The 25,331-nt window shown below is 69.5% G+C and carries 26 protein-coding genes and 1 pseudogene; 10 read left to right on the top strand and 17 right to left on the bottom strand.

All coding sequences use genetic code 11. The features are described from left to right. Nucleotides 1–379 (bottom strand): division/cell wall cluster transcriptional repressor MraZ (mraZ, locus tag VKG81_RS19665; protein ID WP_324398408.1); only part of this gene is annotated, 379 nt, incomplete at its 3' end. Nucleotides 380–580: 201 nt separating this feature from the next. Further along, nucleotides 581–976: a DUF3040 domain-containing protein gene (locus tag VKG81_RS19660; RefSeq protein ID WP_324398400.1), complete on the bottom strand. Its 396-nt coding sequence runs from the start codon at nucleotides 974–976 to the stop codon at nucleotides 581–583. Between the two features lie 234 nt (nucleotides 977–1,210). Here VKG81_RS19660 and VKG81_RS19655 point away from each other — a divergent pair, with 234 nt between their 5' ends. Then, complete coding sequence (locus VKG81_RS19655; protein ID WP_324398399.1) at nucleotides 1,211–1,810, top strand: GNAT family N-acetyltransferase; 600 nt, start codon at nucleotides 1,211–1,213, stop codon at nucleotides 1,808–1,810. Nucleotides 1,811–1,894: 84 nt separating this feature from the next. Beyond that, nucleotides 1,895–2,554 carry an LppM family (lipo)protein gene (locus tag VKG81_RS19650; protein WP_324398407.1) on the top strand — a complete coding sequence of 220 codons (660 nt, stop codon included), beginning with the start codon at nucleotides 1,895–1,897 and terminating at the stop codon, nucleotides 2,552–2,554. Here the strand turns inward: VKG81_RS19650 and metF are convergent. Then, on the bottom strand, nucleotides 2,538–3,443 hold the full coding sequence (metF, locus tag VKG81_RS19645; protein WP_324398406.1) for a methylenetetrahydrofolate reductase [NAD(P)H]: 906 nt from the start codon (nucleotides 3,441–3,443) through the stop codon (nucleotides 2,538–2,540). The genes VKG81_RS19650 and metF overlap by 17 nt on opposite strands. A gap of 185 nt (nucleotides 3,444–3,628) precedes the next feature. Between metF and idsA2 the strand changes: the two genes are divergently transcribed. Together idsA2 and VKG81_RS19635 are read left to right on the top strand one after the other, a co-directional pair. Further along, a complete protein-coding gene (idsA2, locus tag VKG81_RS19640; RefSeq protein WP_324398405.1) occupies nucleotides 3,629–4,723 on the top strand; it encodes a bifunctional (2E,6E)-farnesyl/geranyl diphosphate synthase in 1,095 nt (364 codons plus the stop codon). 16 nt (nucleotides 4,724–4,739) lie between these two features. After that, entirely contained in the window at nucleotides 4,740–6,272 is a 1,533-nt protein-coding gene (locus tag VKG81_RS19635) for an alpha-(1->6)-mannopyranosyltransferase A (protein WP_324398398.1), read from the top strand. On the opposite strand, the gene VKG81_RS19630 is transcribed toward VKG81_RS19635, so the two are convergent. Further along, complete coding sequence (locus tag VKG81_RS19630; RefSeq protein WP_324398397.1) at nucleotides 6,193–6,597, bottom strand: Rv2175c family DNA-binding protein; 405 nt, start codon at nucleotides 6,595–6,597, stop codon at nucleotides 6,193–6,195. The two genes, VKG81_RS19635 and VKG81_RS19630, sit on opposite strands and share 80 nt — an antisense overlap. 36 nt (nucleotides 6,598–6,633) lie before the next feature. Here VKG81_RS19630 and VKG81_RS19625 point away from each other — a divergent pair, with 36 nt between their 5' ends. Then, complete coding sequence (locus tag VKG81_RS19625; protein WP_324398404.1) at nucleotides 6,634–7,845, top strand: protein kinase domain-containing protein; 1,212 nt, start codon at nucleotides 6,634–6,636, stop codon at nucleotides 7,843–7,845. A gap of 4 nt (nucleotides 7,846–7,849) precedes the next feature. Here VKG81_RS19625 and VKG81_RS19620 read toward each other — a convergent pair whose 3' ends face one another. From VKG81_RS19620 to VKG81_RS19610, 3 genes are read right to left on the bottom strand one after another with little or no spacing between them, the layout of a single operon-like run. Continuing rightward, nucleotides 7,850–9,238, bottom strand: coding sequence for a class II 3-deoxy-7-phosphoheptulonate synthase (locus VKG81_RS19620; protein ID WP_324398396.1), 1,389 nt, complete (start codon nucleotides 9,236–9,238; stop codon nucleotides 7,850–7,852). 42 nt (nucleotides 9,239–9,280) lie between these two features. Then, entirely contained in the window at nucleotides 9,281–9,778 is a 498-nt protein-coding gene (locus VKG81_RS19615; protein ID WP_324398395.1) for a polyadenylate-specific 3'-exoribonuclease AS, read from the bottom strand. Between the two features lie 10 nt (nucleotides 9,779–9,788). After that, entirely contained in the window at nucleotides 9,789–10,670 is an 882-nt protein-coding gene (locus tag VKG81_RS19610) for a hypothetical protein (RefSeq protein WP_414685333.1), read from the bottom strand. Between the two features lie 78 nt (nucleotides 10,671–10,748). Between VKG81_RS19610 and VKG81_RS19605 the strand changes: the two genes are divergently transcribed. Beyond that, on the top strand, nucleotides 10,749–12,035 hold the full coding sequence (locus tag VKG81_RS19605) for a glycosyltransferase 87 family protein (RefSeq protein ID WP_324398393.1): 1,287 nt from the start codon (nucleotides 10,749–10,751) through the stop codon (nucleotides 12,033–12,035). Here the strand turns inward: VKG81_RS19605 and VKG81_RS19600 are convergent. The 5 genes from VKG81_RS19600 to VKG81_RS19580 all read right to left on the bottom strand — a co-directional run bounded on the left by VKG81_RS19600 (nucleotide 12,032) and on the right by VKG81_RS19580 (nucleotide 15,378). Then, complete coding sequence (locus VKG81_RS19600; protein ID WP_324398392.1) at nucleotides 12,032–12,745, bottom strand: lysophospholipid acyltransferase family protein; 714 nt, start codon at nucleotides 12,743–12,745, stop codon at nucleotides 12,032–12,034. The two genes, VKG81_RS19605 and VKG81_RS19600, sit on opposite strands and share 4 nt — an antisense overlap. Nucleotides 12,746–12,843: 98 nt before the next feature. Continuing rightward, nucleotides 12,844–13,209: a hypothetical protein gene (locus VKG81_RS19595; protein WP_324398391.1), complete on the bottom strand. Its 366-nt coding sequence runs from the start codon at nucleotides 13,207–13,209 to the stop codon at nucleotides 12,844–12,846. After that, complete coding sequence (locus VKG81_RS19590) at nucleotides 13,206–14,468, bottom strand: ArsA family ATPase (RefSeq protein WP_324398403.1); 1,263 nt, start codon at nucleotides 14,466–14,468, stop codon at nucleotides 13,206–13,208. Before VKG81_RS19590 ends, VKG81_RS19595 begins: the two co-directional genes overlap by 4 nt. Then, nucleotides 14,461–14,898: an SRPBCC family protein gene (locus VKG81_RS19585; protein WP_324398390.1), complete on the bottom strand. Its 438-nt coding sequence runs from the start codon at nucleotides 14,896–14,898 to the stop codon at nucleotides 14,461–14,463. The genes VKG81_RS19590 and VKG81_RS19585 overlap by 8 nt, the downstream gene beginning before the upstream one ends. A gap of 57 nt (nucleotides 14,899–14,955) precedes the next feature. Further along, nucleotides 14,956–15,378 (bottom strand): polyketide cyclase / dehydrase and lipid transport, encoded by a 423-nt coding sequence (locus VKG81_RS19580; RefSeq protein WP_324398389.1) that lies wholly within the window; start codon nucleotides 15,376–15,378, stop codon nucleotides 14,956–14,958. A 97-nt stretch (nucleotides 15,379–15,475) separates the two neighbouring features. Between VKG81_RS19580 and VKG81_RS19575 the strand changes: the two genes are divergently transcribed. Next, entirely contained in the window at nucleotides 15,476–17,278 is a 1,803-nt protein-coding gene (locus VKG81_RS19575) for a long-chain fatty acid--CoA ligase (protein ID WP_324398388.1), read from the top strand. Nucleotides 17,279–17,281: 3 nt separating this feature from the next. On the opposite strand, the gene VKG81_RS19570 is transcribed toward VKG81_RS19575, so the two are convergent. The 4 genes from VKG81_RS19570 to VKG81_RS19555 all read right to left on the bottom strand — a co-directional run bounded on the left by VKG81_RS19570 (nucleotide 17,282) and on the right by VKG81_RS19555 (nucleotide 20,826). Beyond that, nucleotides 17,282–18,415: a glycosyltransferase family 4 protein gene (locus VKG81_RS19570; protein ID WP_324398387.1), complete on the bottom strand. Its 1,134-nt coding sequence runs from the start codon at nucleotides 18,413–18,415 to the stop codon at nucleotides 17,282–17,284. 11 nt (nucleotides 18,416–18,426) lie between these two features. Then, nucleotides 18,427–19,239, bottom strand: a complete 813-nt coding sequence (locus VKG81_RS19565) for a hypothetical protein (protein ID WP_414685334.1) — start codon at nucleotides 19,237–19,239, stop codon at nucleotides 18,427–18,429. Nucleotides 19,240–19,276: 37 nt separating this feature from the next. Continuing rightward, the gene (gene ripC / locus VKG81_RS19560) at nucleotides 19,277–20,440 is read right to left on the bottom strand and encodes a peptidoglycan hydrolase RipC (protein WP_324398386.1); all 1,164 of its coding nucleotides are present in this window, start codon (nucleotides 20,438–20,440) and stop codon (nucleotides 19,277–19,279) included. A gap of 137 nt (nucleotides 20,441–20,577) precedes the next feature. Then, nucleotides 20,578–20,826: a hypothetical protein gene (locus tag VKG81_RS19555; RefSeq protein WP_324398401.1), complete on the bottom strand. Its 249-nt coding sequence runs from the start codon at nucleotides 20,824–20,826 to the stop codon at nucleotides 20,578–20,580. 60 nt (nucleotides 20,827–20,886) lie between these two features. On the opposite strand from VKG81_RS19555, the pseudogene VKG81_RS19550 reads away from it, so the two are divergent. Further along, nucleotides 20,887–22,701, top strand: a pseudogene (locus VKG81_RS19550) (DEDD exonuclease domain-containing protein); the annotation flags it as partial. On the opposite strand, the gene trpD reads toward VKG81_RS19550, so the two are convergent. Beyond that, the gene (gene trpD, locus VKG81_RS19545) at nucleotides 22,639–23,721 is read right to left on the bottom strand and encodes an anthranilate phosphoribosyltransferase (protein WP_324398385.1); all 1,083 of its coding nucleotides are present in this window, start codon (nucleotides 23,719–23,721) and stop codon (nucleotides 22,639–22,641) included. The pseudogene VKG81_RS19550 and the gene trpD sit on opposite strands and share 63 nt — an antisense overlap. A gap of 111 nt (nucleotides 23,722–23,832) precedes the next feature. On the opposite strand from trpD, the gene VKG81_RS19540 reads away from it, so the two are divergent. Then, nucleotides 23,833–24,444 (top strand): heme-copper oxidase subunit III, encoded by a 612-nt coding sequence (locus VKG81_RS19540; RefSeq protein WP_324398384.1) that lies wholly within the window; start codon nucleotides 23,833–23,835, stop codon nucleotides 24,442–24,444. Nucleotides 24,445–24,493: 49 nt separating this feature from the next. Continuing rightward, on the top strand, nucleotides 24,494–25,321 hold the full coding sequence (locus VKG81_RS19535; protein WP_324398383.1) for a cytochrome c: 828 nt from the start codon (nucleotides 24,494–24,496) through the stop codon (nucleotides 25,319–25,321). Nucleotides 25,322–25,331 lie beyond the last annotated feature (10 nt).

The raw sequence follows: 25,331 nt of genomic DNA, 5'->3' as shown, positions 1-25,331 counted from the left end.
GGGCCTGCTGGTAGTCCTGCCAGGCCTGCGCGTCCCAGATCTCCAGGTAGTCAACCGATCCGATCACCACGCAGTCCTTCGAGAGGTTCGCGTAGCGGCGGTGGTCGGCCGACAGGGTGATCCGGCCCTGGGCATCGGGGTGTTGTTCATCGGTGGCGGCTGCCAGGTTGCGCAGGAAGGCCCGCGCCTCCGGGTTGCTGCGAGACGCGCCGGCCGCGCGCCGCGCCAGTTGCTCGAACTCGGCCCGCGGATACACGGCGAGGCTGTGGTCCTGGCTCTTCGTGACCATCAATCCTCCCGCCAGCGCGTCGCGGAACTTCGCGGGCAACGTCAGCCGCCCTTTGTCGTCGAGCTTGGGCGTGTAGGTGCCGAGGAACATCCCACGACCTCCTGCCACACCCTCGGAGCGCTCGGCCCCGATGTCCGCCACTTTACCCCACAATCCCCCACCTTGTCGTCAAAGGATAGCAACAGACAGGTTGTGTCCACCACTTCCAGCCCTGCGGCATCGCCACCCAGCGTCCTGACGGCACAAAAAACGGGGCAGCCCGTGGGCTACCCCGTCAGCTCGACGCTGCGGCTACTCGTCGAAGCGGCGCCGGAACCGGTCCTCCATCCGGCTCGTGAACGATCCGCCGGAGCCCTTGCCGCGACGCTGGCGCGAACCCGGCGCAGACCGGTCGGCCGTCTTGGACATCCGCGGCCCGGTGATCGCGAAGACCACTCCGCCGAACATCACCAGAAAACCGAATACCGACAGGATCGGGAAGGTTCCGATCATCGTCGCCTTGAACGCCACACCGGACACCAGCATCGCCAGACCGATCACGAACAGCGCGGCGCCCTGGATCCGGCGGCGGGTCGTCGGCGCGCGCAGGCTCCCCCCGCGGACACTCGAGGCGAACTTGGGGTCCTCGGCATAGAGCGCGCTCTCGATTTGGTCGAGCATGCGCTGCTCATGGTCGGAGAGTGGCATCGCGTCCCTCCTTGCCGACGCCAGTTCGGATTCTGGCTAATCCCATCAGGTGTGGTCACCCGCAATTCCGGGCGACTGACAGTCATGATACGAGCACAATCGGCGCCGTACCACCTACTTCAGCGCAGATCTTACCGCCGGGCCACGAGTGGCGGTCGGCGGACCGGCCACGCCGATAATGGCCCTTGAACAAAAACTTCCAACGGAACCGCTTTCACGAGAGGCAGCCGAAATTTGGCGACGTTTCTCATCGATCTGTCGCCACGCGACATGAGCCACCGGCTCCCTGACGCGCTGGCCATCTACGTCGACGCGATGCGCTATCCGCGGGACACCCAGGACCAGCGAGCGTCGATGTGGATGGAGCACAGCCGACGCAACGGATGGCGCGCGGTCGCCGCCGTCGAGACATCCGACGCGGCCGGCGCCCAGCCACCGGTCGACCTGCTGACGGGTGCCCCGATGCTCGGCGTGGCTTACGGCTACTGCGGCGCCCCGGACCAGTGGTGGCAGCAGCAGGTGGTTCAGGGGCTGCGCCGGGCGGGATTGCCGCCGACCCAGATCGGCTCGCTGATGGCGAACTACTTCGAACTGACCGAGTTGCACATCCATCCGCGGGCGCAGGGCAGGGGCCTCGGCGAGGGACTGGCGCGCCGGCTGCTGGCGGGCCGCGGTGAGCGCAACGTGCTGCTGTCGACGCCCGAGATCCGCGGCGAAGACAACCGCGCGTGGCGGCTGTACCGGCGCCTGGGCTTCACCGACATCATCCGCGGCCACCACTTCGCCGGTGATCCCCGCGCATTCGCGATCCTGGGACGCCCGCTGCCGCTGTAGCACGCTGGGATCCCGGCAGCGCGGCGCGTCTGGCACGATGACCCCGTGCGCACGCCCCGGGCACGCAAAGCGCTTGTGCTGCTCATGCTGATCCTGCTCACGCCGCTGGCGGTGGGTTGCGTGCGGATCCGTGCCTCGATCACGATCTCGCCCGACGACAAGGTGTCCGGGCAGATCACCGCCGCGGCCAAGCCCCGCAATCCCGACGACAAGGGCCCGCAGTTCAACAGCGGCAACCTGCCGTTCAGCCAGAAGGTCGCGATCTCGGACTACACCAGGGACGGATACGTCGGGTCGTCGGCGGTGTTCTCCGACCTGACATTCGCGGAGTTGCCGCAGCTCGCCAACATGAACCACGACGCGGCCGGCGTCGACCTGTCGCTGCGCCGGACCGGCAACCAGGTGATCCTGGAGGGCCGTGCAGACCTGACCTCGCTGACTGATCCCAGCGCCGACGTGTCGCTGTCGGTTTCGTTTCCCGGCGAGGTCACCTCGACCAACGGCAGCCAGATCGACAGCTCGGTTGTCGAGTGGAAGCTCAAACCAGGCGTGGTGAGCACGATGACGGCGCAGGCCCGCTACACCGACCCCAGCCAGCGCTCATTCACCGGCGCCGCGACCTGGCTCGGCCTGGCGGCGTTCGCGGTGGCCGGGCTGATCGCCGCGCTGGCCTGGCACGGCCGCGATCGCTCCCCGCGGTTCGCCGAACCGCACGACCACCAAGGCGTCACGCAGCAACGCTGATGCCGAGGTTCGTCAGCACCTCGGTGGTGGCCCTGGCGAAATTCAGTGTGCAGAAGTGCAGGCACGGCACGCCCTCGGCGAGCAGCCGTGCGCTCATCTCGGTGGCCAGCTCGATGCCTATCTTGCGCACCTCGTCGCGGTTCTCCTCCGGCCCGGTCCCGGCGGCCCCGACGAGCCGCTCGAGCAGCGGCGCCGGGATCTGTGAACCGGACAGCTCGACCTGTCGGCGCACCGTGCGCAGCGACGTGATCGGCATGATGCCCGGAATGATCGGCCGCGACCCCACCTCGGGATCGGCCTTGCGCACCCTGTCGCGCAACCTCAGGTAGTCGTCGACGTCGAAGAACATCTGCGTGATCGAGTACTCGGCCCCTGCCCGGAGCTTGGCGACCAGGTTCGCGGTGTCGTGCTCGAGGTCTGCTGCCCGGGGATGCCCCTCGGGGAACGACGCCACGCCCACGTGGAAGTCGCCGAGGCTGCGGATCAGCCGGACCAACTCGACGGCGTACTCCAACCCCTCGGGATGCCTGATCCACTCGGTGTGTACGCCGCCCTGCGGGTCACCGCGCAGCGCGAGCATGTTCGTGATCCCGCAGTCGGCGAAGGCGCCCACCAGGGCTCGTAACTCGGCGACGCTGTGGCCGACCGCGGTCATGTGCGCGACCGGCAGCAGCGTGGTGTCGCCGGCCAGCCGGCGAACAACGCGCACCGTGCGGTCACGGGTGGAGCCGCCGGCACCGTAGGTGCACGAGACGAAGACGGGCTGCAGTCGCTCGAAAATCCGGGCGGCCCGCCACAGCCGCGCCTCGGCGGCCTCGTCACGGGGCGGGTAGAACTCCACGGAAAACGGCACCCGGTCCCTGCCGACGTCGGCGAGACGGCTCACCACCGAGGGCGTGTGGTTGGCAGGCAAAGCAGGTACCGTCACGACGCCAGCATAAGGTCGCAGAAACTGAGCCTGCCAAACCAAGCTCGGCGGCCCAACTGCGCGGATTTGCCATCTCGCTTTACCCTGAATGCACTCGGGGGGACCGCCCGAAGGCATGCAGACAGGAAGGGAGTGGCGCGCTGAGCCTGAAAAGCGCCGCAACAGCCGCACCGTCGGCCCTCGAGCTGGCCGGCGCCGTCACCGACCAGCTTCGCGAGTACCTGGAGGAGCGGCGCACCGATGCCGCCTACATCGGCGCGGAGTACTCCGCGCTGACCGCGGCGCTCGAAGAGTTCGTGCTGCGTGGCGGCAAGCGGCTGCGGCCGGCGTTCGCGTACTGGGGCTGGCGCGCGGTCGCCCAACACCCCGACACCGAAAACCCGCAGGTCCTGCGGCTGTTCGCGGCGCTGGAACTCCTGCACGCCTGCGCGCTGGTGCACGACGACGTGATCGATGACTCCGCCACCCGGCGTGGGCGGCCGACCGTGCACGAGCAATTCGCCGGCGTGCACCGCCGAAGCGGCTGGCGCGGGTCGGGCAGCCGGTTCGGGATTTCGGCCGCGATCCTCCTCGGCGATCTGGCGCTGGTGTGGGCCGACGACATCGTCGCGACCGCCGACCTGCCGTTCGATGCGCGCAGGCGCGTGCACCGGGTATGGGCCGACATCCGCACCGAGGTGCTCGGCGGCCAGTACCTCGACATCGTCGCCGAGGCCAGCGGTGCCGAATCGATCGGCTCGGCGATGGCGGTCAACACCTACAAGACCGCGTCGTATACGGTGTCGCGGCCGCTGCAGCTGGGGGCCGCCGCCGCGGCGGACCGGCCCGACGTGCTGGCCGCGTTCCATGAGCTGGGCACTGACCTCGGTGTGGCATTCCAGCTGCGCGATGACGTTCTCGGCGTGTACGGCGACCCTGCCGTGACGGGCAAGCCGTCGGGCGACGACCTGCGCTCCGGGAAGCGGACGGTTCTGCTGGCCGAAGCCATCGAGCGTGCCGAGCACGCCGACCCGGCCGCGGCCAAACTGCTGCGCACCTCGATCGGCACCGAGCTGTCCGACCAACAGGTACGCGAACTGTGCGACGTGATCGCCGCCGTCGGCGCGCTGGCCGCGGTCGAGACCAGGATCGACACCCTCACGCGGCGGGCGATCGACATCCTCAACGCCGCCTCCATCGCCGAGCAGGCCAAGATCGGCCTGGCGGAGCTCGCCAGATTGGCCGCCAACCGGTCGGCCTGAGGAGCATGTCGGCAGCATGTCCCAGCCCACCCGGATCTCGCGCCTGCGGACGTTCATCCATTCCCGCGACGGTCGCCCCGCATTACTGGGTTGCCTCGGCGCGCTGCTGATCACCGCGGGCGGGCTCGGCGCGGGCAGCACCCGGCTGCACGACCCGCTGCTGGAGTCGCTGCATCTGTCGTGGCTGCGGTTCGGCCACGGACTCGTGTTGTCTTCAGTGACATTGTGGGCCGGGGTGGCTATGATGTTGATCGCGTGGATCTGGTTGGGGCGCTGGGTGATCGACGGCCGGGCCACCGAGTTCCAGATGATCGCCACGACCGGGTTCTGGCTGGCGCCGCTGCTGTTGTCGGTGCCGGTGTTCAGCCGCGACACCTATTCGTACCTGGCGCAGGGCGCCTTGCTGCGAGACGGGTTCGACCCCTATCTCGTCGCCCCGGTGGAAAATCCGAATCCGCTGCTGGACAACGTCAGCCCGATTTGGACCATCACCACCGCGCCGTACGGCCCGGCGTTCATCCTGGTCGCGAAGTTCGTCACGATGCTGGTCGGAAACCACGTGGTCACCGGGACCATGCTGCTGCGGCTGTGCATGCTGCCCGGCCTGGCGTTGCTGATCTGGGCCGCGCCCCGGGTGGCCCGGCACATCGGCGCCAGCGGCGCGGCGGCACTGTGGATCTGCGTACTCAACCCGCTGGTCATCATCCATCTGATGGGTGGAGTGCACAACGAGATGCTGATGGTCGGCCTGATGATGGCCGGCATCGCGCTGACCCTGGAGCGCCACCCGGTCGGCGGCACCACCCTGGTGGCCATCGGCGTCGCGGTCAAGGCCACCGCCGGGCTGGCGCTGCCGTTTATGGTGTGGGTCTGGATGCGGCAACTACGACAGCGTCACCGGTTCGGGCCCGTTCGCGCATTCGCGACGGCGGCCGCCGCGTCGGTGCTGATCTTCGTAGCGGTGTTCGCGGTGCTCTCGGCGCTGGCCGGGGTGGGGCTGGGCTGGCTCACCGCGCTGGCGGGCTCGGTGAAGATCATCAACTGGCTCACCGTGCCGACGGCCGCGGCCAACCTGATCAACGTGTTCGGGGGGCTGTTCGGCGGGGTCAACTTCTACGCAGTGCTCGAGGTGACGCGGATCGTCGGCATCGTGATCATCGCGGTCTCGCTGCCGCTGCTGTGGTGGCGTTTCCGCCACGACGACCGCGAGGCGCTGATCGGCATCACCTGGGTGATGATCGTCGTGGTGCTGTTCGTGCCTGCCGCCTTGCCGTGGTACTACACCTGGCCGTTGGCGGTGATGTCGGCACTGGCCCAGTCGCAGCGGGCGATCGCGGCGATTGCCGGCTTCTCGACATGGATCATGGTGATCTTCAAACCCGACGGCTCGCACGGCATGTACTCGTGGCTGCACGTCCTGCTGGCGACGGCCTGCGCGATCGCCGCCGCGTATGCGCTCTCGCGCGGCGTCAGTACGCCATCGCCTGCGCCCGCCGCACCACCTCACGGGCCTGATGACAGTGCAGTGCGTCGACCGGCCGAGCGTTAGCCACCGACTCGCGACTTCCGTCCCGGGTCAGCGTCAGCGACTCGTCGGCGGTGAACAACCAGCGCAGGATGTCGGTGTCGGGGTAGCCGCCGTCGCGCAGCACCGCCAACAGCCCGGGCAGGCTCCTGACCACCTGACCGCCCTCGGTGAAGAAGGCCTTGGGCACCACGACCGCGCCCCCACGGCGGATCGCGACGAGGTGCCCGTCGCGCAAATGCTGATGCACCTTGGTCACCGGCACGCCCAGCAACTCGGCGACCCGGGACAGGCCGTACACCGGTTCGCCGGGATCCAGAACGTCGTCACCGGCCGGAACGTTGCTCACCGCGTCGAGTCTAAGACGTGACGCGCCGTGGCTACCATGAACTCGATGGAAGCCCAACAGGTGACCGCCGACCCGCTGATCGGCGCGGTTCTCGACGACCGCTACCGGGTCGAGGCAATGATCGCCACCGGCGGCATGTCCGCGGTGTACCGCGGGATCGACGTCCGGCTGGACCGCCCCGTGGCGATCAAGGTGATGGAGTCGCGGTACGCCGGCGACCAGCAGTTCCTGGTGCGCTTCCAGCGCGAGGCCCGGGCCGTCGCGCGGTTGAAAGACCCTGGCCTGGTGGCGGTTTACGACCAGGGCCTCGACGGGCATCGGCCGTTTCTGGTGATGGAACTCGTCGAGGGCGGCACTCTGCGCGAGTTGCTGCGCGAGCGGGGGCCGATGCCACCGCACGCGGTCGCCGCGGTGATGCGTCCGGTGTTATCCGGGTTGGCGGTCGCGCACCGCAACGGTCTGGTCCACCGTGACGTCAAGCCGGAGAATGTGCTGATCTCCGACGACGGAGACGTCAAGATCGCCGATTTCGGGCTGGTGCGCGCCGTCGCCGAAGCCAAAATCACCTCGGACAGCGTGATTTTGGGCACAGCCGACTACCTGTCGCCCGAACAGGTCAGCAGCGGAAACGCCGGTCCACGCAGCGACGTCTACGCAGCGGGCGTCCTGATCTACGAGTTGCTGACCGGTGTCACGCCGTTTCGCGGCGACACCGTGCTGGCCGTCGCATATCAACGGCTGGATAACGACGTGGCGGCACCGAGCACTGTGATCGCCGGTGTGCCGGCCCAATTCGACGAGCTGGTGCTGCGCGCCACCGAGCGCAACCCGGCAGACAGGTACGCAGACGCCCAGGAGATGGGCCACGAACTCGATGCGGTCGCAGACGAACTCGGACTGCCGGATTTCCGGGTGCCGGCCCCGCTGAATTCGGCCGAGCACGCATCGGCCGCGCTCTATCGCGACCGGTCGCAGACGCGACCGGCCGCCCCGGCCGTTGCGGCGCGGCCGCCCGCGCAGCGCCATCACACCCGGCAGTTGACCCGCGGACCCGAGGACTGGCATCAGCCCAACGAAAGGCGATGCGTGACAGGGCAGTTCGCCGGTATCGACATCAACGAGTTCGCCTGGGAGCGTCATCGCGCCAGGCGCATGGTCCTGTTCTGGGTGGCGGCGGTGATGATCGTCACCGGGATGGTCGCCGCGGCCGCCTACACCCTGGGCAGCAACATCACCGGGCTGATCTAGCCCTCTAGTCGCGGAGCATCTCGGCGACGAGGAATGCCAACTCCAACGACTGCTGGGTGTTCAAGCGCGGATCGCAGGCGGTCTCGTACCGTCCGGCCAGGTCGGATTCGGAGATGTCCTGCGCGCCACCGAGGCATTCGGTGACGTTCTCGCCGGTGATCTCGACGTGAATCCCGCCGGGGTGGGTGCCCAGCGCCCGGTGCACCTCGAAGAAGCCCTGCACCTCGTCGACGATCCGGTCGAAGTGGCGCGTCTTGTAGCCGGTCGACGACTCGTGGGTGTTGCCGTGCATCGGGTCGCACTGCCAGATCACCTGATGGCCGGTGGCCTGGACCTTCTCGATGATCGGCGGCAGCAGGTCGCGGACCTTGTTGTTGCCCAGCCGGCTCACCAGCGTCAACCGGCCGGGTTTGTTGTGCGGGTCGAGGCGCTCGACGTACTCGACAGCCACTTCCGGGGTCATCGTCGGACCGATCTTCACACCGATCGGGTTCGCGATAACCTCGGCCAGCCCGATATGGGCACCGTCCAGCTGGCGGGTGCGCTCGCCCACCCACACGTAATGCGCGGACAGGTCATAGAGCGCCGGCTCGCCGTTCTCGTTGTCGGCCAGCCGCAGCATCGCCCGCTCGTAGTCGAGCACCAAAGCCTCATGGCTGGCGTAGATCTCGGCGGTCTGCAGGTTGCGGTCGTTGACGCCGCACGCGCTCATGAAGCGCAGGCCGCGGTCGATCTCGCTGGCAAGCGCCTCGTAGCGGGCACCGGCCGGCGATGTCCGGACGAACTCGCGGTTCCAGTCGTGCACCAGGTGCAGCGACGCCAGGCCCGACGACGTCAGCGCGCGAACCAGGTTCATCGCCGCGCTCGCGTTGGCGTACGCGCGCACCAGCCGCGACGGGTCGTGCTCGCGCACCGCCGGGTCGGGGGCGAACCCGTTGACCATGTCGCCGCGGTAGGCCTTGAGCCCCAGCGCGTCGATCTCCGAGGACCGCGGCTTGGCGTACTGGCCCGCGATGCGCGCGAGCTTGATCACCGGCGTGCTGGCGCCGTAGGTCAGCACCACCGCCATCTGCAGCAGCGTCCGGATGTTGGCGCGGATGTGGGGTTCGGTGTTGTCGACGAAGGTCTCCGCGCAGTCGCCGCCCTGCAGCAGGAACGCCTCACCCCGCGCAACGTCGGCGAGCAGCCCCTGCAGCCGCTGAATCTCCGACGGCACCGTGACGGGGGGCACGCTCTCCAGGACCGTCCGCATCGCCTTGGCCTGCTCGCCCGACCAGCTGGGCTGCTGGGCCGCCGGCTTGGCCAACGCGGCGTCCAACCGCTCACGCAGGTCCGCAGGCAGCGGCGGCAGCGGCGGCAGCTGGTCGATCGGTACGTCAACGGTCCAGTTCACCCATCCATGGTAACCAGGACAAATCACCGCGACCGGCCGCGCTCAAGCCTCAGCGGCGGCTTGCTCGCCGGTGATCACGCGGAAGCGGTGCAGGTTGTGGCGGGCGTCCACCAGCGCGTCGTGCGCGTTGCGGGGCCGCGGCGGCATTCGCGGGCAGCCGTGGTCCTCCCAGAACTGGCGCAGCTCGCGGGTGAACCGCGGGATCGGCGGCGGCAGTGCCGTCATCGGACCCCACAGCTGGCACAACGCGACGTGGTCGTACGCGCCGACCCAGGCCCACAGCTCGATCGGCTCGTCACCGTCCACACCGAGGAAGTCCTCGAGGTCGTGGCGGATCCTCGACCGCGGGCGCCACAGCCGAGACGATGGCGGCGGCAGCTTGGGCAGCACGTGGGTGCGTACCCAGCGGCCGGCGAGCTCGGGGTTGAATTCGGTTGACACGGCGTAATATTCGCGGCCGTCCTCGGCCGCCACCCCGATCGAGATCAGTTCGATGACTCGGCCGTTGTCGATGAATTCGGTGTCGTAGAAGTAGCGCACGGCATGCTCCCTACGCCGCTGTCCGGCGCGCTACGGGCCGACGCCGGGGTGGGGGCGGCGCGGCGTGGATCTCCCGGTCGAGCTGCTCGTCAACCTGTCGGTCATCCGGGAACCGCGGCAGGCCCGAGACAGCGTCCTGCACCCACAGTTTCGCCTGCACCACGGGCCGGCGAAGCGACCGCTCCCGCGCCACGGCCCGGTGCATCTTGCGGGGCTTGTTCGTGTAGCGCCAACGCGCCCACGGCGCGTGCGGACGCGACAGCCGCATCGCGCCGATGACCAGCAGCGGCGGGATGAACATGCCCACCAGCCCGGTCCACACCTTGCCCTTGAGGACCACCACCACCGCCAACGCCAGGGTCATCGCAGCCCCGACGACGACGCCGGCTCGCGCCCCGACCGTGTGCTCAGTCCGCCAGATGCCGACGTCGAAAAACGACAGCGGGTTGAAACCCACGATCAAAAGGCCCGCGACCGCGACGGCGGCGAAAACCGCGTCCACCGAGGTGCGGCCGTCCTCGGACCAGTACACGTCGCTGAGGTGCAGGATCAGCGCGAACTCGTCGAGCACCAGAGCGGCCCCGATGCCGAAGACCACCGCGGCAGCCGTGAACTGGAGCGCTTTGCCATTGACGGCGAGCGTGACCATCGTGACCCCGGAAACCATCACCAGGATCACCCCGAAGACCACATGGTGGATGTGCAGCGAGCCGTGCCCGATATTGCGCGGCTGCCACCATTGGCGCGGCGCGTCGCGGGCAGACAAATGCCGGATGTAGCGCACGATGGTGCGCGTCACGAAGAACGTCAGGATGAAGGCAACCAGACAGCAGAGCAACGGGAGTCGTCCGCGGTCGATGACGTCCCGCCAGAACGAAGCGAACACGGGCAAAACTTACGCCCCGCGACGACGCGCAGGGTCGACATACCGGCCCGGCGTGCCGGAGTGCACCGATAGGCTTTCCGGTTAATGAGAAGTTGGCGATCGCCCGACGCGGGCAGGCAGCAGGGGCGCGCTGTGCAAATGTTCGACAGCCGCCCGGCGCAGTGGTGGGCCTGGCGGCTGTTTGCACTCGTCGCCGCCGCTACGTTCGCCTTCGCCGCGTGGCGGGCGTTGGGCCACACCCCCTACCGGATCGACGTCGAGGTGTACCGGATGGGCGCGCGGGCGTGGCTGGACGGGCGCCCGCTCTACAGCAACGGGACGATGTTTCACACCTCGGTAGGGCTCGACCTGCCGTTCACCTATCCCCCGCTGGCCGCCATCGCATTCTGCCCCATCGCCTGGGTGCCGTTTCCGGTGGCCAGCACGACGATGACGCTGATCACGCTGGTGCTGCTGGTCGTCTCCACCGTGATCGTGTTGTCCCGGTTGGACGTCTGGTCGGCACCGGCGCGGTGGTGGCTGGCCGCCCTGATCGTCGGTCTGGCGGTGATCCACCTGGAGCCGGTCGAGTCGAACCTGGCGTTCGGGCAGATCAACGTGATCCTGATGACGCTGGTCATCGCCGACTGCCTGCCGCGCCGAACGCCGTTGCCGCGCGGCGTGCTGCTCGGACTGGCGATCGCGCTGAAGCTGACGCCCGCGGTGTTTCTGCTCTACTTCGCATTGCGCCGGGAGGCCAGGGCCGCGCTGACCGCGACCGCGTCGTTCGCGATCGCGTCGCTGGCCGGCTTCGTTCTGGCATGGCGGGACTCCCTGGAGTACTGGAGCGTCACCGTCCGGCACACCGAGCGGATCGGCGACGCTTCGCTGAACACCAACCAGAACATCGCCGGCGCGCTGGCCCGACTACCGCTGACCGCCTCGCAGCAGTTCGTGGTGTGGACGGCGGGCTGCCTGGCCGTGCTCGCGCTGACGGTGTGGGCGGCCCGGCGGGTGCTGCGCGCCGGTGAGCCGGTGGCGGCGCTGATGTGCATCGCGTTGTTCGGGCTCGTGGTGTCGCCGGTGTCGTGGTCGCATCACTGGGTGTGGGTGCTGCCCACCGTGCTGACCACCGGCGTGCTCGCGTATCGCCGCCGAAACCCTGTGTTGGCGGCGGTGACTGCCGTCGGGGTGGCGTTGATGGTATGGACGCCGATCGAGCTGCTGCCCCAGCACCGGGAAGCGGCCGCGTCGTGGTGGCGCCAGTTGGTCGGTGCGTCGTATGTGTGGTGGGCGCTGGCGGTGATCCTGATCAGCGGTTTCACCGTTGCCACCAGGACCGCCGAGCAGCAGGAGCCGCGGCTGGACGAGGCCGTGCCCGCGGCGCGTTAGGCGGCGGTGGTCTGCCCGGGAGCCGGGCAGTCGGGATCGGCGCCCTGCTTGACGTCAGCGGCGTAGAGGTCGACGTACTCCCGGCCGGACAGCCGCATCAGCTCGTACATGACCTCGTCGATGACCGCACGCTCGATGAAGCGGTTGCCGGCCAGCCCGTCGAACCGGGTAAAGTCCAGCGGCCTGCCGATGCGCACGGTGACCTGCCCGAACCGCCACACCTTGCTGCCGGGCGGGTTCACCTCGTCCGTGCCGATCATCGCGACCGGGATGACCGGCACGCCGGTCTCCAGCGCCAACCTGGCCAGGCCGGTCTTGCCCTTGTACAGCCTCCCGTCGGGTGAGCGGGTGCCCTCGGGATACATGCCCATCAGCTTCCCGGCGTCGAGCAGCCGCTTGGCGGTGTCGAGCGCTGCCTGCGCGGCGTCGGCGCTGCTGCGGTCGATCGGGACCTGACCCGCGACGGTGTAGAACCAGCGGGTGAGCCGGCCCTGCAGCCCGCTGCCGGTGAAGTACTCCGACTTCGCCAGGAACGTGATGCGGCGACGCACCACGAGCGGCAGGTAGAAACTATCGGCAACGGCCAGGTGGTTGCTGGCCAAAATGGCCGGTCCGGAATCCGGAATATGTTCAAGACCTTCAACTTTGGGTCGGCCCAGCAATGACAGCAGCGGTCCGATGAAGATGTACTTGAACAGCCAATACCACATGGACCCTCCCGGCTCGGGGCGCTGTCGACCAAGCTTTGCGCCAACTGTACCCACGCCCGATGAGACGGACCACAGTTCGGGGGTTCGCGTCGGCCTGCTCACTCCTCGACCGTGATCGGGATGTGCTGGTATCTGCCGGGCGGTGGCCGATCGGAGCCGTCGGTCCCCGGGCCGTCACCGCCGCCGGGCGGCGGTTGGCGCTCGGCGCCCTCGAGCATTGCCCGGATCACGGTCAGCAGCGCGATGCTGTGCTCCGCGATGACCGTCAGCATCGGGTGCTGTTCACCGGTTGCCAGGGCCGCCAGCGCGCACACCGGGCACCACGTCTGCTGGCATTTGCCGGGCCCTTCGCCGCGGTCGGCGGCAAGCGCCGCGGCCGCGCGCACCGCAGGGTCGACCCGGTCCAGGATCAGCTGAGCGATCTGCCGCAGCTCGGGACCAATGTCGGAGTGAGCGCCACTCACGCCGGCCACACCTCTCGATCCGGTCGGAAACGCACCGTCAGTTCACTGCCCCGCAGCTGCGCATCCGTCACGATGCACCGTCGCAACACGGATGCCAGCCGCACCCGGCGCCGCATTCCCGCCGCGCCGATGATCAAGTCGTCGTCGACCCGGCCCAACGTCAGCGCGCCGGGATCGAGCTGCGGTAACTGTAGCCGCATCCGGTAAACCGCCTCGAGCCCCGACCCGGACTCGCGGTCCACGATCGGCCGCAGCGGTCCGGGCGGCGGCGACCCGTCACGCCGGCGAACGGTCCGGAGCAGCTCGGCCAGCGCCTTCGGGCCGATCGGCTCGCTGGCCAGATGCGGCACCAGCACCAGCTCGACGTCGCCGCTCGCCGACGCCAACTCAGCGAGCACCGCCTGCTGCTCCGAGATGCGTTCGGCGTACCAGTCGAAGGCGGGATGCGCGGGCAGGTTGCAATACTCGTAGGAATCGTCCTGCACCAGGATCTGATTCACGATCAGCTCGTCGACGCGCACTCCCATCAGCGACAACGAACCCAGCGTGCGGGTGGCCTCGGCGGCGACCACCCGCTCAGCGGTGAGAACCAGGTGCGCGCAGACCCGGTCGCCGTCGGTCAGCAGCGCGCCGAGCTGCTCCATCCCGGCGCTGATCCGCTCCAGCAGCCCGACCACCGCGGCGGTACCGGCATGGTCGGCCGCGGTGGCCAGGCGCCGGTGGCGCGGCCAGGCGCGCTCCACGTACAGCCCGAACGTCGCCGGCAGGGTCAGCATGCGCAGCGCATCGGCTGTCGACGCGCAATCCACGACGATGTGGTCCCATCTCCCCGACGCCGACAGCTGCCCGACCTCGTGCAGGCCGAGCACCTCCTGAACACCGGGAACTGCTGAAAGTTCTTCTGGTGCAACGTCGCCCAGCTCCGAGTCGGGGAACCGCCCGGCAAGCGTTGCGCCCACCTCACGCCAGCGGGCCTCGAGCAGCGCCAACGTGTCGAGCGCCAGCGCGTCGACGACCCCTCCCCCGGCGCCGGCGTCGTCCTCGAGCACCCGGGTGAACTCCCGCAGGCCCGTCGGCGGAACAGGTGTCCCGAAGACGTCGCCGAGCGAGTGCGCCTGGTCAGTGGAGACCGCCAGCACCCGCTGGCCCGCGGCCGCGTCCGCGACCGCGGTGGCCGCGGCCAGTGTCGACTTGCCTACCCCGCCCTTGCCCACGAACAGGCTGATCCGGGTGCCGGCGGGTGGTGCGGACTCACTCAGCCTCGACTCGTTTCTTGAGGTCCTTCAGCGCGGTGTCGGTCAGCCTGCGTTCAGCCTTGCGTTTGAGCAGCCCGATCATCGGGATGACGAGGTCGACCGACAGTTCGTAGGTCACGTCGGTGCCGGATCCCTTGGGCGCCAGGTGGTATGCACCGTCCAGCGCCCGAAGCAGCGAGCTGGAGACGAGGCTCCAGCGGACCGATTTGTGGTCGGGTGGCCAGACGTAGGCCAGCACCATCGTGTCCTTGAGCACGGCTGCGTCGAGCACCAGCCGAGCGGTCTTGGGGTAGCCCTCGGCGTCGGCCTCGAGCACCTCGGTCTCCTTGTACTCCGACACCCATTGCGGGTAGGAGGCGATGTCGGCGATGACCTGCATCACCGTCCCCGGGTCGGCGTCGATGTAGATCGTCTGCGACGTGTTGTCCGCCACGTGTTGTATTCCTTGCTCGCTTGCCTGTCACTCGGCTCATCGCCCTCAGCTGAAAAATTACCCTGCCGCGCCCGGTGCCCGCCGACCAGTCGCGGCCACGGGTGACACCCCCACCGGTCGTGACTGCTCCAGCCTGGTCTTCACCTCGAACGCCATCTTCTTGCCGGCGACGCGGCGCTGGTGGTTCATCCTGGCCAGGTTCATCCGCGCCAGCTGCCAGGCCGCGGCGCCGGCCGGCTCGGCATGCAGGAAGTAGTTCAGCACCACCCCGTCGAGCACCGGCTCGAGCCAGACCTCCATGGTTCCGGTCAGCGCGCCGGTGACCGTCCACCGCACGCCCTTGGCGCCGCGGTCCTCGACGACGTTGCACCGCAGGTCGGGCCACCACCGCCGCCAGCTCGCGGGGTCCGCGACGGCCCTGCCCACCTCCGCGGGATCGGCGGCGACGAAGGTCTGGTCTGCGACCTGGATGCTGTTCACGGCTTCTCAGCTTTCCACAGGCTTGCGAAGCACGTCACGGCCCGCGATTAGGGTGGATGGCGGAAAGGCCGCTATCAGCGTCGGGAGGCTCCCCACAGTGCGCGAGTTAAATGCTCCGGCATCGTTCACCGTTGGCGAACACGACAACATCGTCAACGCCGTGTTCGCCCACGAACGCAACGACCCCGACCACCCGATCTTCCAGCGTCTCGTCGACGGGATGTGGCGGGACGTGACCTGTGCGCAGGCCGCCGCCCAGATCCGATCGGCGGCACAGGGTTTGATCGCCAAAGGGGTGAATCCCGGCGATCGGGTGGCGATCCTGTCGGCCACCCGCTACGAATGGACGATCCTGGACTACGCCATCCTCTCGATCGGCGCGATGACCGTGCCGATCTACGAGACGTCCTCGGCCGAGCAGGTGCGCTACGTGCTGAGCGATTCCGGCGCAGTGCTGGCATTCGCCGAGACCGACGCGCACGCCGACAAGATCGAGCAACTCGCCGGCCAGTTGCCGGCGCTGCGCAAGGTCTACCGGATCGCGGGCAGCGGCCCGAAGGCGCTCGACGCGCTGACCGACGCGGGATCCCCGGTCGATCCCAGCGAGGTCGAAAAGCGGCTCTCGCAGGTGCGGGCCGAGGACCTGGCCACGCTGATCTACACGTCCGGCACCACGGGCCGGCCCAAGGGCTGCCAGCTGACGCACTCCAACCTGGTGCACGAGACCCGGGGGGCGAAGTCCGCGTTCCCCAACCTGCTGGACAAGAAGGAACGGCTGCTGGTGTTCCTGCCGCTGGCCCACGTGCTGGCCCGGGCGATCACGATGGCGGCGTTCCAGAACAAGGTCACCGTCGGGTTCACCAGCGACATCAAGAATCTGGTGCCGATGTTCGCGGTGTTCAAGCCGACGCTGGTGGTGTCGGTCCCCCGGGTGTTCGAGAAGGTGTACAACACCGCAGAGCAGAACGCCCGCAACGACGGCAAGGGCAGGATCTTCGAGATCGCCGCGAACACCGCGATCGAGTGGAGCAAGTCGCTGGAGCGCGGCGGGCCCGGGCTTGTGCTGCGGACCAAACACGCGCTGTTCGACCGGCTGGTCTACGGCAAGCTGCGTGCCGCGCTGGGCGGCAACTGCCGGGCCTCGATCTCCGGCGGTGCACCGTTGGGCGCTCGGCTGGGCCACTTCTACCGAGGCGTCGGGCTGACCATCTACGAGGGCTACGGACTGACCGAGACGAGCGCGGCGATCACCGTGAACCGGGTCGGCGACATCAAGATCGGCACGGTCGGAAAGCTGTTGCCCGGCAACGGCATGCGCATCGAAGACGACAACGAGCTGTTGGTTCGCGGGGGTGTGGTGTTCAAGGGCTACTGGAACAGCGAGGAAGACACGAAGGCCGCGATCGTCGACGGCTGGTTCCACACCGGAGACCTGGGCGCGATCGATGACGACGGGTTCCTGACGATCATCGGCCGCAAGAAGGAGATCATCATCACCGCAGGCGGCAAGAACGTCGCTCCGGCGATCCTGGAGGACCAGTTGCGCGCCCACCCGTTGATCAGCCAGGCGATGGCGGTCGGCGACGCCAAACCGTTCATCGCCGCGCTGATCACGGTCGACCCAGAAGCCTTCGTCGGCTGGAAGGAACGCAACGGCAAAGACCCCAACGCGACCGTCGGCGACCTGGCCACCGACCCGGACCTGCTGGCCGAGATCGACCTTGCCGTCAAGGAGGCCAACCGAGCCGTCTCCCACGCCGAGTCGATCCGCAAGTTCCGGGTGCTGCCCGTGGACTTCACCGAGGACACCGGTGAGCTGACACCGACGTTGAAGGTCAAGCGCAAGGTGGTTGCCGAGAAGTTCGCCAGCAACATCGAGGCCCTCTACAGCACGGACTGAGGCCTAGGGGGTCAGCAGCGTCGCCAGCCGCGCGGCGTGGGTCTGCCAGCACCAGTTTTCGCCGACCCAGCGGCGGCCCGCCGCGCCCATCCGCACGGCCAGGTCCGGGTCTTGCAGGAGCCGGGTGACCGCCGCGGCGATCCGGGCGACCGAGCGCCCGTCGACCACATAACCGGTCTCGCCCTCGCGCACCGTCTCCGGCGCACCGCCGGACCGGCCCGCCACCACCGGCACCCCGGTCGCGGAGGCCTCCAGGAACACGATGCCGAGCCCTTCGACGTCGAGGCCGGCGCCGCGGGTGCGGCACGGCATCGCGAAGACGTCGGCCATCGCGTGGTGTGCCGGCAGCTCCGCCCACGGCACCCCGCCGGTGAACACCACGTGGTCGGCCACCCCGGCGCGCTGCGCGAGCCGTCGCAGCGCCGCCAGGTACGGGCCGCCGCCGACGATCGCCAGCGCCGCGCCGCGAACCTCGTCCCGGATGGCCGGCAGCGCGCGGATCAGCATGTCCTGGCCCTTGCGCGGCACCAGTCGCGACAGGCACACGACGAGGGGGCGTTGCCCCAGGCGGTAGCGGGCCCGCAGCTCGGCGCGGGCCGCCGCGTCGGGCCGAAACCGCCCGGTGTCGACACCGGGCGGCAGGTGCTCGAGCGCGGCCTGCGGGCCGAACGCCGAGGCGATGCGTCCGCGGGTGTAACGGCTGACGAACGTCGCCACGTCGGTCGTCTCCCCGATGCGACGCAGCGCCGTGCGCGCCACCGGCAGCATGGACCAACCGACTTCGTGGCCGTGCGTGCTGGCCAGCACCCGCGCTGCGCCGGCGCGCCGAGCGGATGGGGCCAGCAACGCCAACGGCGCGGCCGCGCCGAACCACACCGTGTCGATGCCGCGGTCTTGGACGAGCCGGCGCATCGTGGATGCGACCGTCGGGACCGGCAGCATCAATGTGCCGGGATGGCGCACCACCTCGTACGGCGCGTCACGGTCGAAGCGTTCGGCACCAATCCATCGCGGCGCGTACACCATCAGCGTGTCCGAGCCGCTGCCGGCCAGCTGCGAGACCAGCTCCTGCAGGTAGGCCTGGATGCCGCCCGGGCGTGGTGGGAAGTCGTTGGTGACCAACAGGACCCGCGTCACGGCTGCCTAATCTAACCTGCCAGCCAGCGCTGCCAGCCGGACAGCACGTCAGGCAGAGGCGTTCCCAGCGTCACGGTCACCGCGGCGGCCGGGTCAGGATGGCCGGGCCCGCAGGCCAGCAGATACAGCCGCCGCAATGTGGGCGGCCCGTAGCTGTCGGCGACGAACCGCGCGAACAACCACGCCCGGTCGTAGGCCGCCGAGAGCCGCGGACCCGCCGCATCGAAGTCGGCGTCGGACGGCAGCCGGGTGCCCAGCGCCGCCTGCCCGCGGACCGGTGTCTGTGGGCGCCCGACATAGTCGGCGACGCCCTCGGTGAGCCAACGCGGCGCGTCGGCAGCGGTGTCGGCACGGGCGGCGTAGTGAAAAAGCTCGTGGCGCAACACGATTCGCAGCGAACCCGGGCGCATCGTGTTCGCCCCGGGGGCGAACACGATGCGCTCACCGGCCACAAACCGGCGAGCCGGGTCGAACCGGTCGGCCACCGTCGCGGCCGCGAGGTCGATTTCCTGCGTGCCGGTGCGGGCCTCGGCGGCGAACTGCGCGTCGCTGTCGGTGGCAATGATGACGATCTCGCGGTTCCAGTCGTCGCCCCAGAACCCGACCACCGCGTCGAGGGCACCGGGGACCTCGGCGGCGATGCGGGTCAGCACCGGCGCGGTGCCCACCAGATAGACGGTCCGCGCGTCGGGCAGGTGCAGGGTGGACGCGGCGGACGAGGCGACAGGCGGCGAAGCAGCGGGGGGAACCGCCGGAAGCACGTGCACGGGTCGCGCGGCCAGGAGGATCGCCGCCGCGGCGACGACTTCAGCGATCAGCGCCAGGCCCAGCGAGAAAGTCCGGCGCCGCCGAGGGCGGCGGTCAGTAGCGGCGGGCGTTGTTGACCGGTCCGGCCGCGCCGATCGGCACCACCCGGACCGGCTGACCATAGGTAGAGGAGTGCACGACCATGCCGTCGCCGACATAGATACCGGTGTGGGAAGCATCGGAGTAGTAGGTCACGACGTCGCCGGGCTGCAGGTCCGACAGCGAGACGGGCTGGCCGCCGGCGGCCAACGCCTGGCTGGAGTGCGGCAGCGAGATGCCGGCCTGCTGGAAGGACCACATCACCAGCCCCGAGCAGTCGAACGCGTTCGGCCCCGCGGCGCCCCACACGTAGGGCGAGCCGACACGGGTGAGCGCGGCTTGCACCGCGATCGCGCCTTCGCTGCCGGCATTGCCGGGGGCCAGCACGGCACCGCCCGGCGGCGAGGAGATGTCGCCCGGCGGGACCATCGCATCCGGCATCGCCTGCACCGCGGTACCGCCGTCCGGCGGCAGCGCGTCGGGCGCGCCATCCCCCGGGGGAAGAGCCGCGGGTACCGGGTCCGGAGCGGCCAGGGCGGTGCGCTGCCCGGGCGTCAGCGCCAGGTACTGCGACTTGACGACCGCGATCTGCACCTGCAGCTTGCTCTGCTTGGCCTGCACGTCGGCCCGCACGGCGGCGGCCTGCTCGGCGGCGGTGCGCGCGTCGGCGGCCGACTCGGCCGACACCTGTTCGGCCGCGGCCGCCTGGGTGGTCAGGGTGCGGTAGGCGGTCATCTGCGCGGCCATCTCGCCGGCCACAACCTTCTGCACCGACATCTGGTCGATCAGGTGCTGCGGGGAGTCGGCGGTCATGATCGCGCTCAGGCCGTCGGTGCGGCCGCCCATGTACATCGCGGACGCGAGCTTGTCCACGGACCCCTGGTAGACGGTGAGCTGCGCCCTTGCCGCCTCGAGGGCGGCCTCGTCGGCGCTGTGCTTGTCGTCGGCGGCCTTCAGGGCGGCAAGCTTCTTGGAAAGATCCAGCCGGGCGGAGTGCATGGCCTCGGTGGTCTGCTCGGCCTGCCGGGACAGCTCATTGAGTTTGGCAAGCGCGTCATCGGCAGGGTCGGCGTGCACACCGGCCGCCACGACGGAACCCGAGATCGCCAGGGCCGCCATCGCACCGACGAGGGGTCGTCGAAGAAAACGATTCATCCACTTCAGCCGGTCGAGTTTCAAGACGCAGAATCCTTAAACTGCCGTGGACTGGGCCGTCGCGCACTTAGGTCTCAGATAGGTTACGAAACGGCATCAGCCATGTCCAACACGAGACGCAAACTTAACGGGAATTCTTAGTCTTTTCGCTAACTAACGGTTCAAGCCACTCCCGTGTCGCCCCGGCGGTGGATCGGAACCAGCCGCAATCGCGGCACCAGACCCACTTCCGCGAGGGCCTCCAGTGCCGCGCGCTCGTCGTCCAGCAGCGTGTCGGGGGTGCCGAGCAAGACACTGACGACGCAGTCCTTGCACGCGGGGCCGCGCACCGCGCAGTCGTCGCAGTCGATGATCACTTCGATCCTTTCGGTCGTAGGGCCCGCGGGTTCTGCTCGGGAGGCTAGCCACACCCACCGACACGACGCCGGCTTGTCTCGACTTGTCACCGCCGCCTCCTACGGTCTGGGTCCATGGAGCAGCTCAGCTTCGCCGACATCGACGCCGGAGCCGGTTCGGTGGGGGCGGAGCTGTCGCTGCGGGAGACGACGTTCGTGGTCGTCGACCTGGAAACCACCGGGGGCCGCGCCAACGGGCCCGACGGCAAGTGCGACGCGATCACCGAGATCGGCGCGGTCAAGGTCCGCGGCGGGGTCGTGCTGGGTGAGCTGGCCACGCTGGTCGACCCCGGCCGCGACATCCCGCCGCAGATCGTCGCGCTGACCGGGATCACTTCGGCCATGGTCTGCAACGCCCCCACCATCGACGCCGTGCTGCCGGCTTTCCTCGAGTTCGCGCGGGGGGCGGTCCTCGTCGCGCACAACGCCGGCTTCGACATCGGGTTCCTGAAGGCCGCGGCACGGCGCTGCGACATCGGGTGGCCGCGGGCGCCCGTGCTGTGCACGGTTCGCCTCGCGCGGCGGGTGCTCAGCCGCGAGGAGGCGCCCAGCGTGCGCCTTGCCGCGTTGGCGAGGCTGTTCTCGGCGGCCAGCACGCCCACCCACCGCGCCCTCGACGACGCGCGGGCGACCGTCGAAGTCCTGCACGCGCTGATCGAGCGCGTCGGAAACCAGGGCGTGCACACCTACGCCGACCTGCGCGCGTACCTGCCGAACGTCACCGCTGAACAACGGCGCAAACGCGTTCTGGCCGAACGGCTTCCGCATCGCCCGGGCGTTTATGTGTTCCGCGGCCCCGGCCGCGAGGTGCTCTACATCGGCACGGCGGTCGACCTGCGCCGGCGCGTTGCCCAGTACTTCAGCGGCGCCGACCCCCGCGCTCGGATCAAGGAGATGGTGGGCCTTGCCTGCCAGGTCGACCACGTCGAGTGCGCGCACGCGCTCGAGGCCGGTGTCCGGGAGCTGCGGCTGCTGGCCGCGCATGCCCCGCCGTACAACAGGCGGTCGCGCTTCCCGCACCGCTGGTGGTGGGTGGCACTGTGCGACGAGGCGTTCCCGCGGTTGTCGGTGGTCCGCACGCCGCGGGGTCCAAACGCGTTGGGGCCGTTCCGGTCACGGGCCGATGCGACCGACACCGCCGCGCTGCTGGCCCGTTTCACCGGCGTGCGCACCTGCACCACGCGGCTGGCCCGCTCAGCGATGCACGGCCCGGCCTGTCCGCAGCGGGAGGTGGCGCCGTGCCCCGCGGCGCGCGGCGCCACCACCGCCGAATACGCCGCCGCGCCGCAGCGCGCGGCGGCGCTGATCGAGGGCCGCGACAACGCCGCGCTGGCCGAGATCGTCGCACACATCGCCGATCTGGCGGCCCGCCGTCGGTACGAAACCGCCGCGCGGCTGCGCGACCGGGCCGCCACCGCGATCGACGCGCTGTGGCGCGGGCAGCGGCTGCGAGCGCTCGCCGAGCCGGCCGAGCTGGTCGCCGCGGCGCCGGACGGGAACGGGGACTGGCACATCGCGGTGATCAGGCACGGTCAGCTCGCCGCCGCGGGTGCGGCACGGCGCGGCGTCCCGCCGATGCCGGTGATCGACGCCCTGCGCGCGGGCGCGCAGAAAGTGCTGCCGACGGCGGCGCCTCTGGGCGGCGCGCTGGTCGAGGAGACCGCGCTCATCGCGAAGTGGCTCAGCCGGCCCGGGGTGCGAATCGTGCGGTCGGAGCCGGGCTACGCGTCGCCGGTCGCGTCGGCCGGCCCGTGGTCGGAGTGGGCGGCCGCAGCGCGGTCGGCGCGGCTTGCCGCCGAGCAGGACGTCGCGAACTGGACCGCGGCGTCAGATTTTGTGGGTGAACCGCGCCCAACGCGCGAGGAGCTGTTCGGCGGCGCCCGAGTCGATCGCGTCGACCGCACGTTGCAGCGCCGACTCCCAGGCGGGCAGCCATTTGGCGTCGCTGGATAGCCCGGCGTGGGCCACCATCGCGCCGGCGGCGTTGAGCACCACCGCGTCGCGTACCGGGCCGGTCGCCCCGCCGAGCACCGACCGCGCCTCCTCGGCGTTCTCGTCTGCGTTGCCGCCCAACAGCTGGTCGAGCTCTGCCCGCTCGAACCCGAACGCGGCGGGATCGAACGTCAGCCGCTCGATCGTGCCGGCCTGCACCCGCCAGATCGTGCTGGTCGTTGTCGTCGTCAGCTCGTCGAGCCCGTCGTCGCCGTGTACCACCAGCACGCTGGACCGGCGGGCGGCGAACACGCCGGCCATCACCTCGGCGAGGTCGGCGAACGCACAGCCGATCAGCCCGGCCCGCGGCGAGGCCGGATTCGTCAGCGGCCCCAGGAGATTGAAAACCGTCGGCACACCGATCTCGCGGCGTACGACCGACGCGTGCCGGTAGGACGGGTGAAACAGCGGCGCGAAGCAGAAACCGATCCCGACCTCGGCGACGCTGCGCACGACTTCGTCGGGGCCCAGGTCGATGCGCACCCCGAGCGCCTCGAGCATGTCCGCGCCGCCGCTGCGCGACGACGCCGCCCGGTTGCCGTGCTTGACCACCGGTACCCCGCTGGCCGCCACCACGATGGCCGCCATCGTGGAGAGGTTCACCGTGTTGGCGCCGTCTCCGCCGGTGCCGACGACGTCGACGGTGTCGGTACCGATTTCGTCGGTGGGCACCCGCCGCCCGTACCTGAGCATGGTGTCGGCCAGCTCACGGACCTCGGCGGCCGACGGACCCTTCATCCTCATCGACACACCGAACGCCGCGATCTGCGCGGGTGTGGCGGCACCGGTCATGACCTGCTCCATGGCCCATGCCGCCGCACCGGCGGTCAGGTCACGGCCGGCCGTCAGCGCACCGAGAACCCGCGGCCAGGACGGCGAGGTGGACTGCGCCGAAGACGGCGAAAGCGGCTGCGCCACGTGCCGATGTTCGCACGCACCGCTCACCGCGCCCAAGGCGGGATGGCCAAGTTGTGACCAAATGGGTCCCCGGGTGGAGTTCGACAACTACAAAGCGTCATACTTCATGGTGTGACGAGCGCTGTAGGGACCTCGGGAACCGCAATCACGTCGCGCGTGCATTCGCTGAACCGACCCAACATGGTCAGCGTCGGCACGATCGTGTGGCTGTCCAGCGAACTCATGTTCTTTGCTGGGCTGTTCGCGATGTACTTCACGGCGCGGGCGCAGGCCGCCGGCAACTGGCCGCCGCCGCCAACCGAGCTGAACCTGTATCAGGCGGTCCCCGTCACGCTGGTGCTCATCGCGTCGTCATTCACCTGCCAGATGGGCGTTTTCGCGGCCGAGCGCGGCGACGTGTTCGGTCTGCGGCGCTGGTATGTGCTGACGTTCTTCATGGGTCTTTTCTTCATCCTGGGCCAGGGCTACGAGTACTGGCACCTGTCAACGCACGGCACCACCATTCCGGGCAGCGCCTACGGTTCGGTGTTCTACCTGGCCACCGGCTTTCACGGCCTGCACGTGACGGGCGGGCTGATCGCGTTCATCCTTCTGCTGCTGCGGACCAAGATGAGCAAGTTCACCCCCGCGCAGGCCACAGCGGCGATCGTCGTCTCCTATTACTGGCACTTCGTCGACATCGTGTGGATTGCACTGTTCGCCACGATCTATTTCGTCCGATGAGCAACCGGTCCGGCTCGCATCCGCGAGGCACGGTGAAGGGAGTACTGCGTTGAAGAGACCGGGGCTCGTTGTCACCGACCGGTCCCGCCGCCGGCTGCGCCGCCGCGTTTCGGCCGGGCTGCTGTTGCTGGTCGCGCTGGCCATCGCCGGCGGCCTTGCCGCCACGCTGACCCCGCAGCCGCAGGTCGCGGTCGCCGACGAATCCCAGTCGGCGCTGCTGCGCACCGGCAATCAGCTGTTCAACACGTCCTGCGTGACGTGTCACGGCGCGAACCTGCAGGGCGTCACGGGTCGCGGGCCCAGCCTGATCGGCGTCGGCGAGGCGGCGGTTTACTTCCAGGTGTCGACCGGCCGGATGCCGGCACAGAGCCTCGGCGCGCAGGAGCCGCAGAAGCCGCCGATCTTCGACGACAACCAGATCGACGCGCTCGGCGCGTACGTGCAGGCCAACGGCGGCGGGCCGACCGTGCCCCGCAACCCCGACGGCTCCGTCGCGATGCACTCCCTGCGCGGCGACGACGTCGCGCGCGGCGGCGACCTGTTCCGGCTCAACTGCGCTTCGTGTCACAACTTCACCGGCAAGGGCGGCGCGCTGTCGTCGGGCAAGTACGCGCCTCCGCTCGAGTCGGCCAACGAGGCGCAGATCTACACCGCGATGCTGACCGGTCCCCAGAACATGCCGAGGTTCTCCGACCGCCAGCTCACCCCCGACGAGAAGCGCGACATCGTGGCCTACGTCAAGACGGCCACCGAGACGCCCAACCCCGGCGGGTACGGGCTCGGCGGGTTCGGCCCGGCGCCCGAGGGCATGGCGATGTGGATCATCGGGATGGTCGGCGTCATCGCCGTCGCACTATGGATCGGATCGCGCGCATGACAACTGAATC

The sequence above is a fragment of the Mycobacterium sp. genome, from assembly GCF_035314905.1.
GTDB lineage: Bacteria > Actinomycetota > Actinomycetes > Mycobacteriales > Mycobacteriaceae > Mycobacterium.
Note: the sequence above shows the minus strand (reverse complement) of the source record. Positions and strands in the feature narration are given on the sequence as shown.

Coding starts and splice junctions, on each gene's coding strand:
- VKG81_RS19660 (WP_324398400.1), bottom strand. CDS start 976: ATGCCACTCTCCGACCATGAGCAGCGCATGCTCGACCAAATCGAGAGC.
- VKG81_RS19650 (WP_324398407.1), top strand. CDS start 1,895: ATGCTGATCCTGCTCACGCCGCTGGCGGTGGGTTGCGTGCGGATCCGT.
- VKG81_RS19635 (WP_324398398.1), top strand. CDS start 4,740: ATGTCCCAGCCCACCCGGATCTCGCGCCTGCGGACGTTCATCCATTCC.
- VKG81_RS19625 (WP_324398404.1), top strand. CDS start 6,634: ATGAACTCGATGGAAGCCCAACAGGTGACCGCCGACCCGCTGATCGGC.
- VKG81_RS19605 (WP_324398393.1), top strand. CDS start 10,749: ATGAGAAGTTGGCGATCGCCCGACGCGGGCAGGCAGCAGGGGCGCGCT.
- VKG81_RS19600 (WP_324398392.1), bottom strand. CDS start 12,745: ATGTGGTATTGGCTGTTCAAGTACATCTTCATCGGACCGCTGCTGTCA.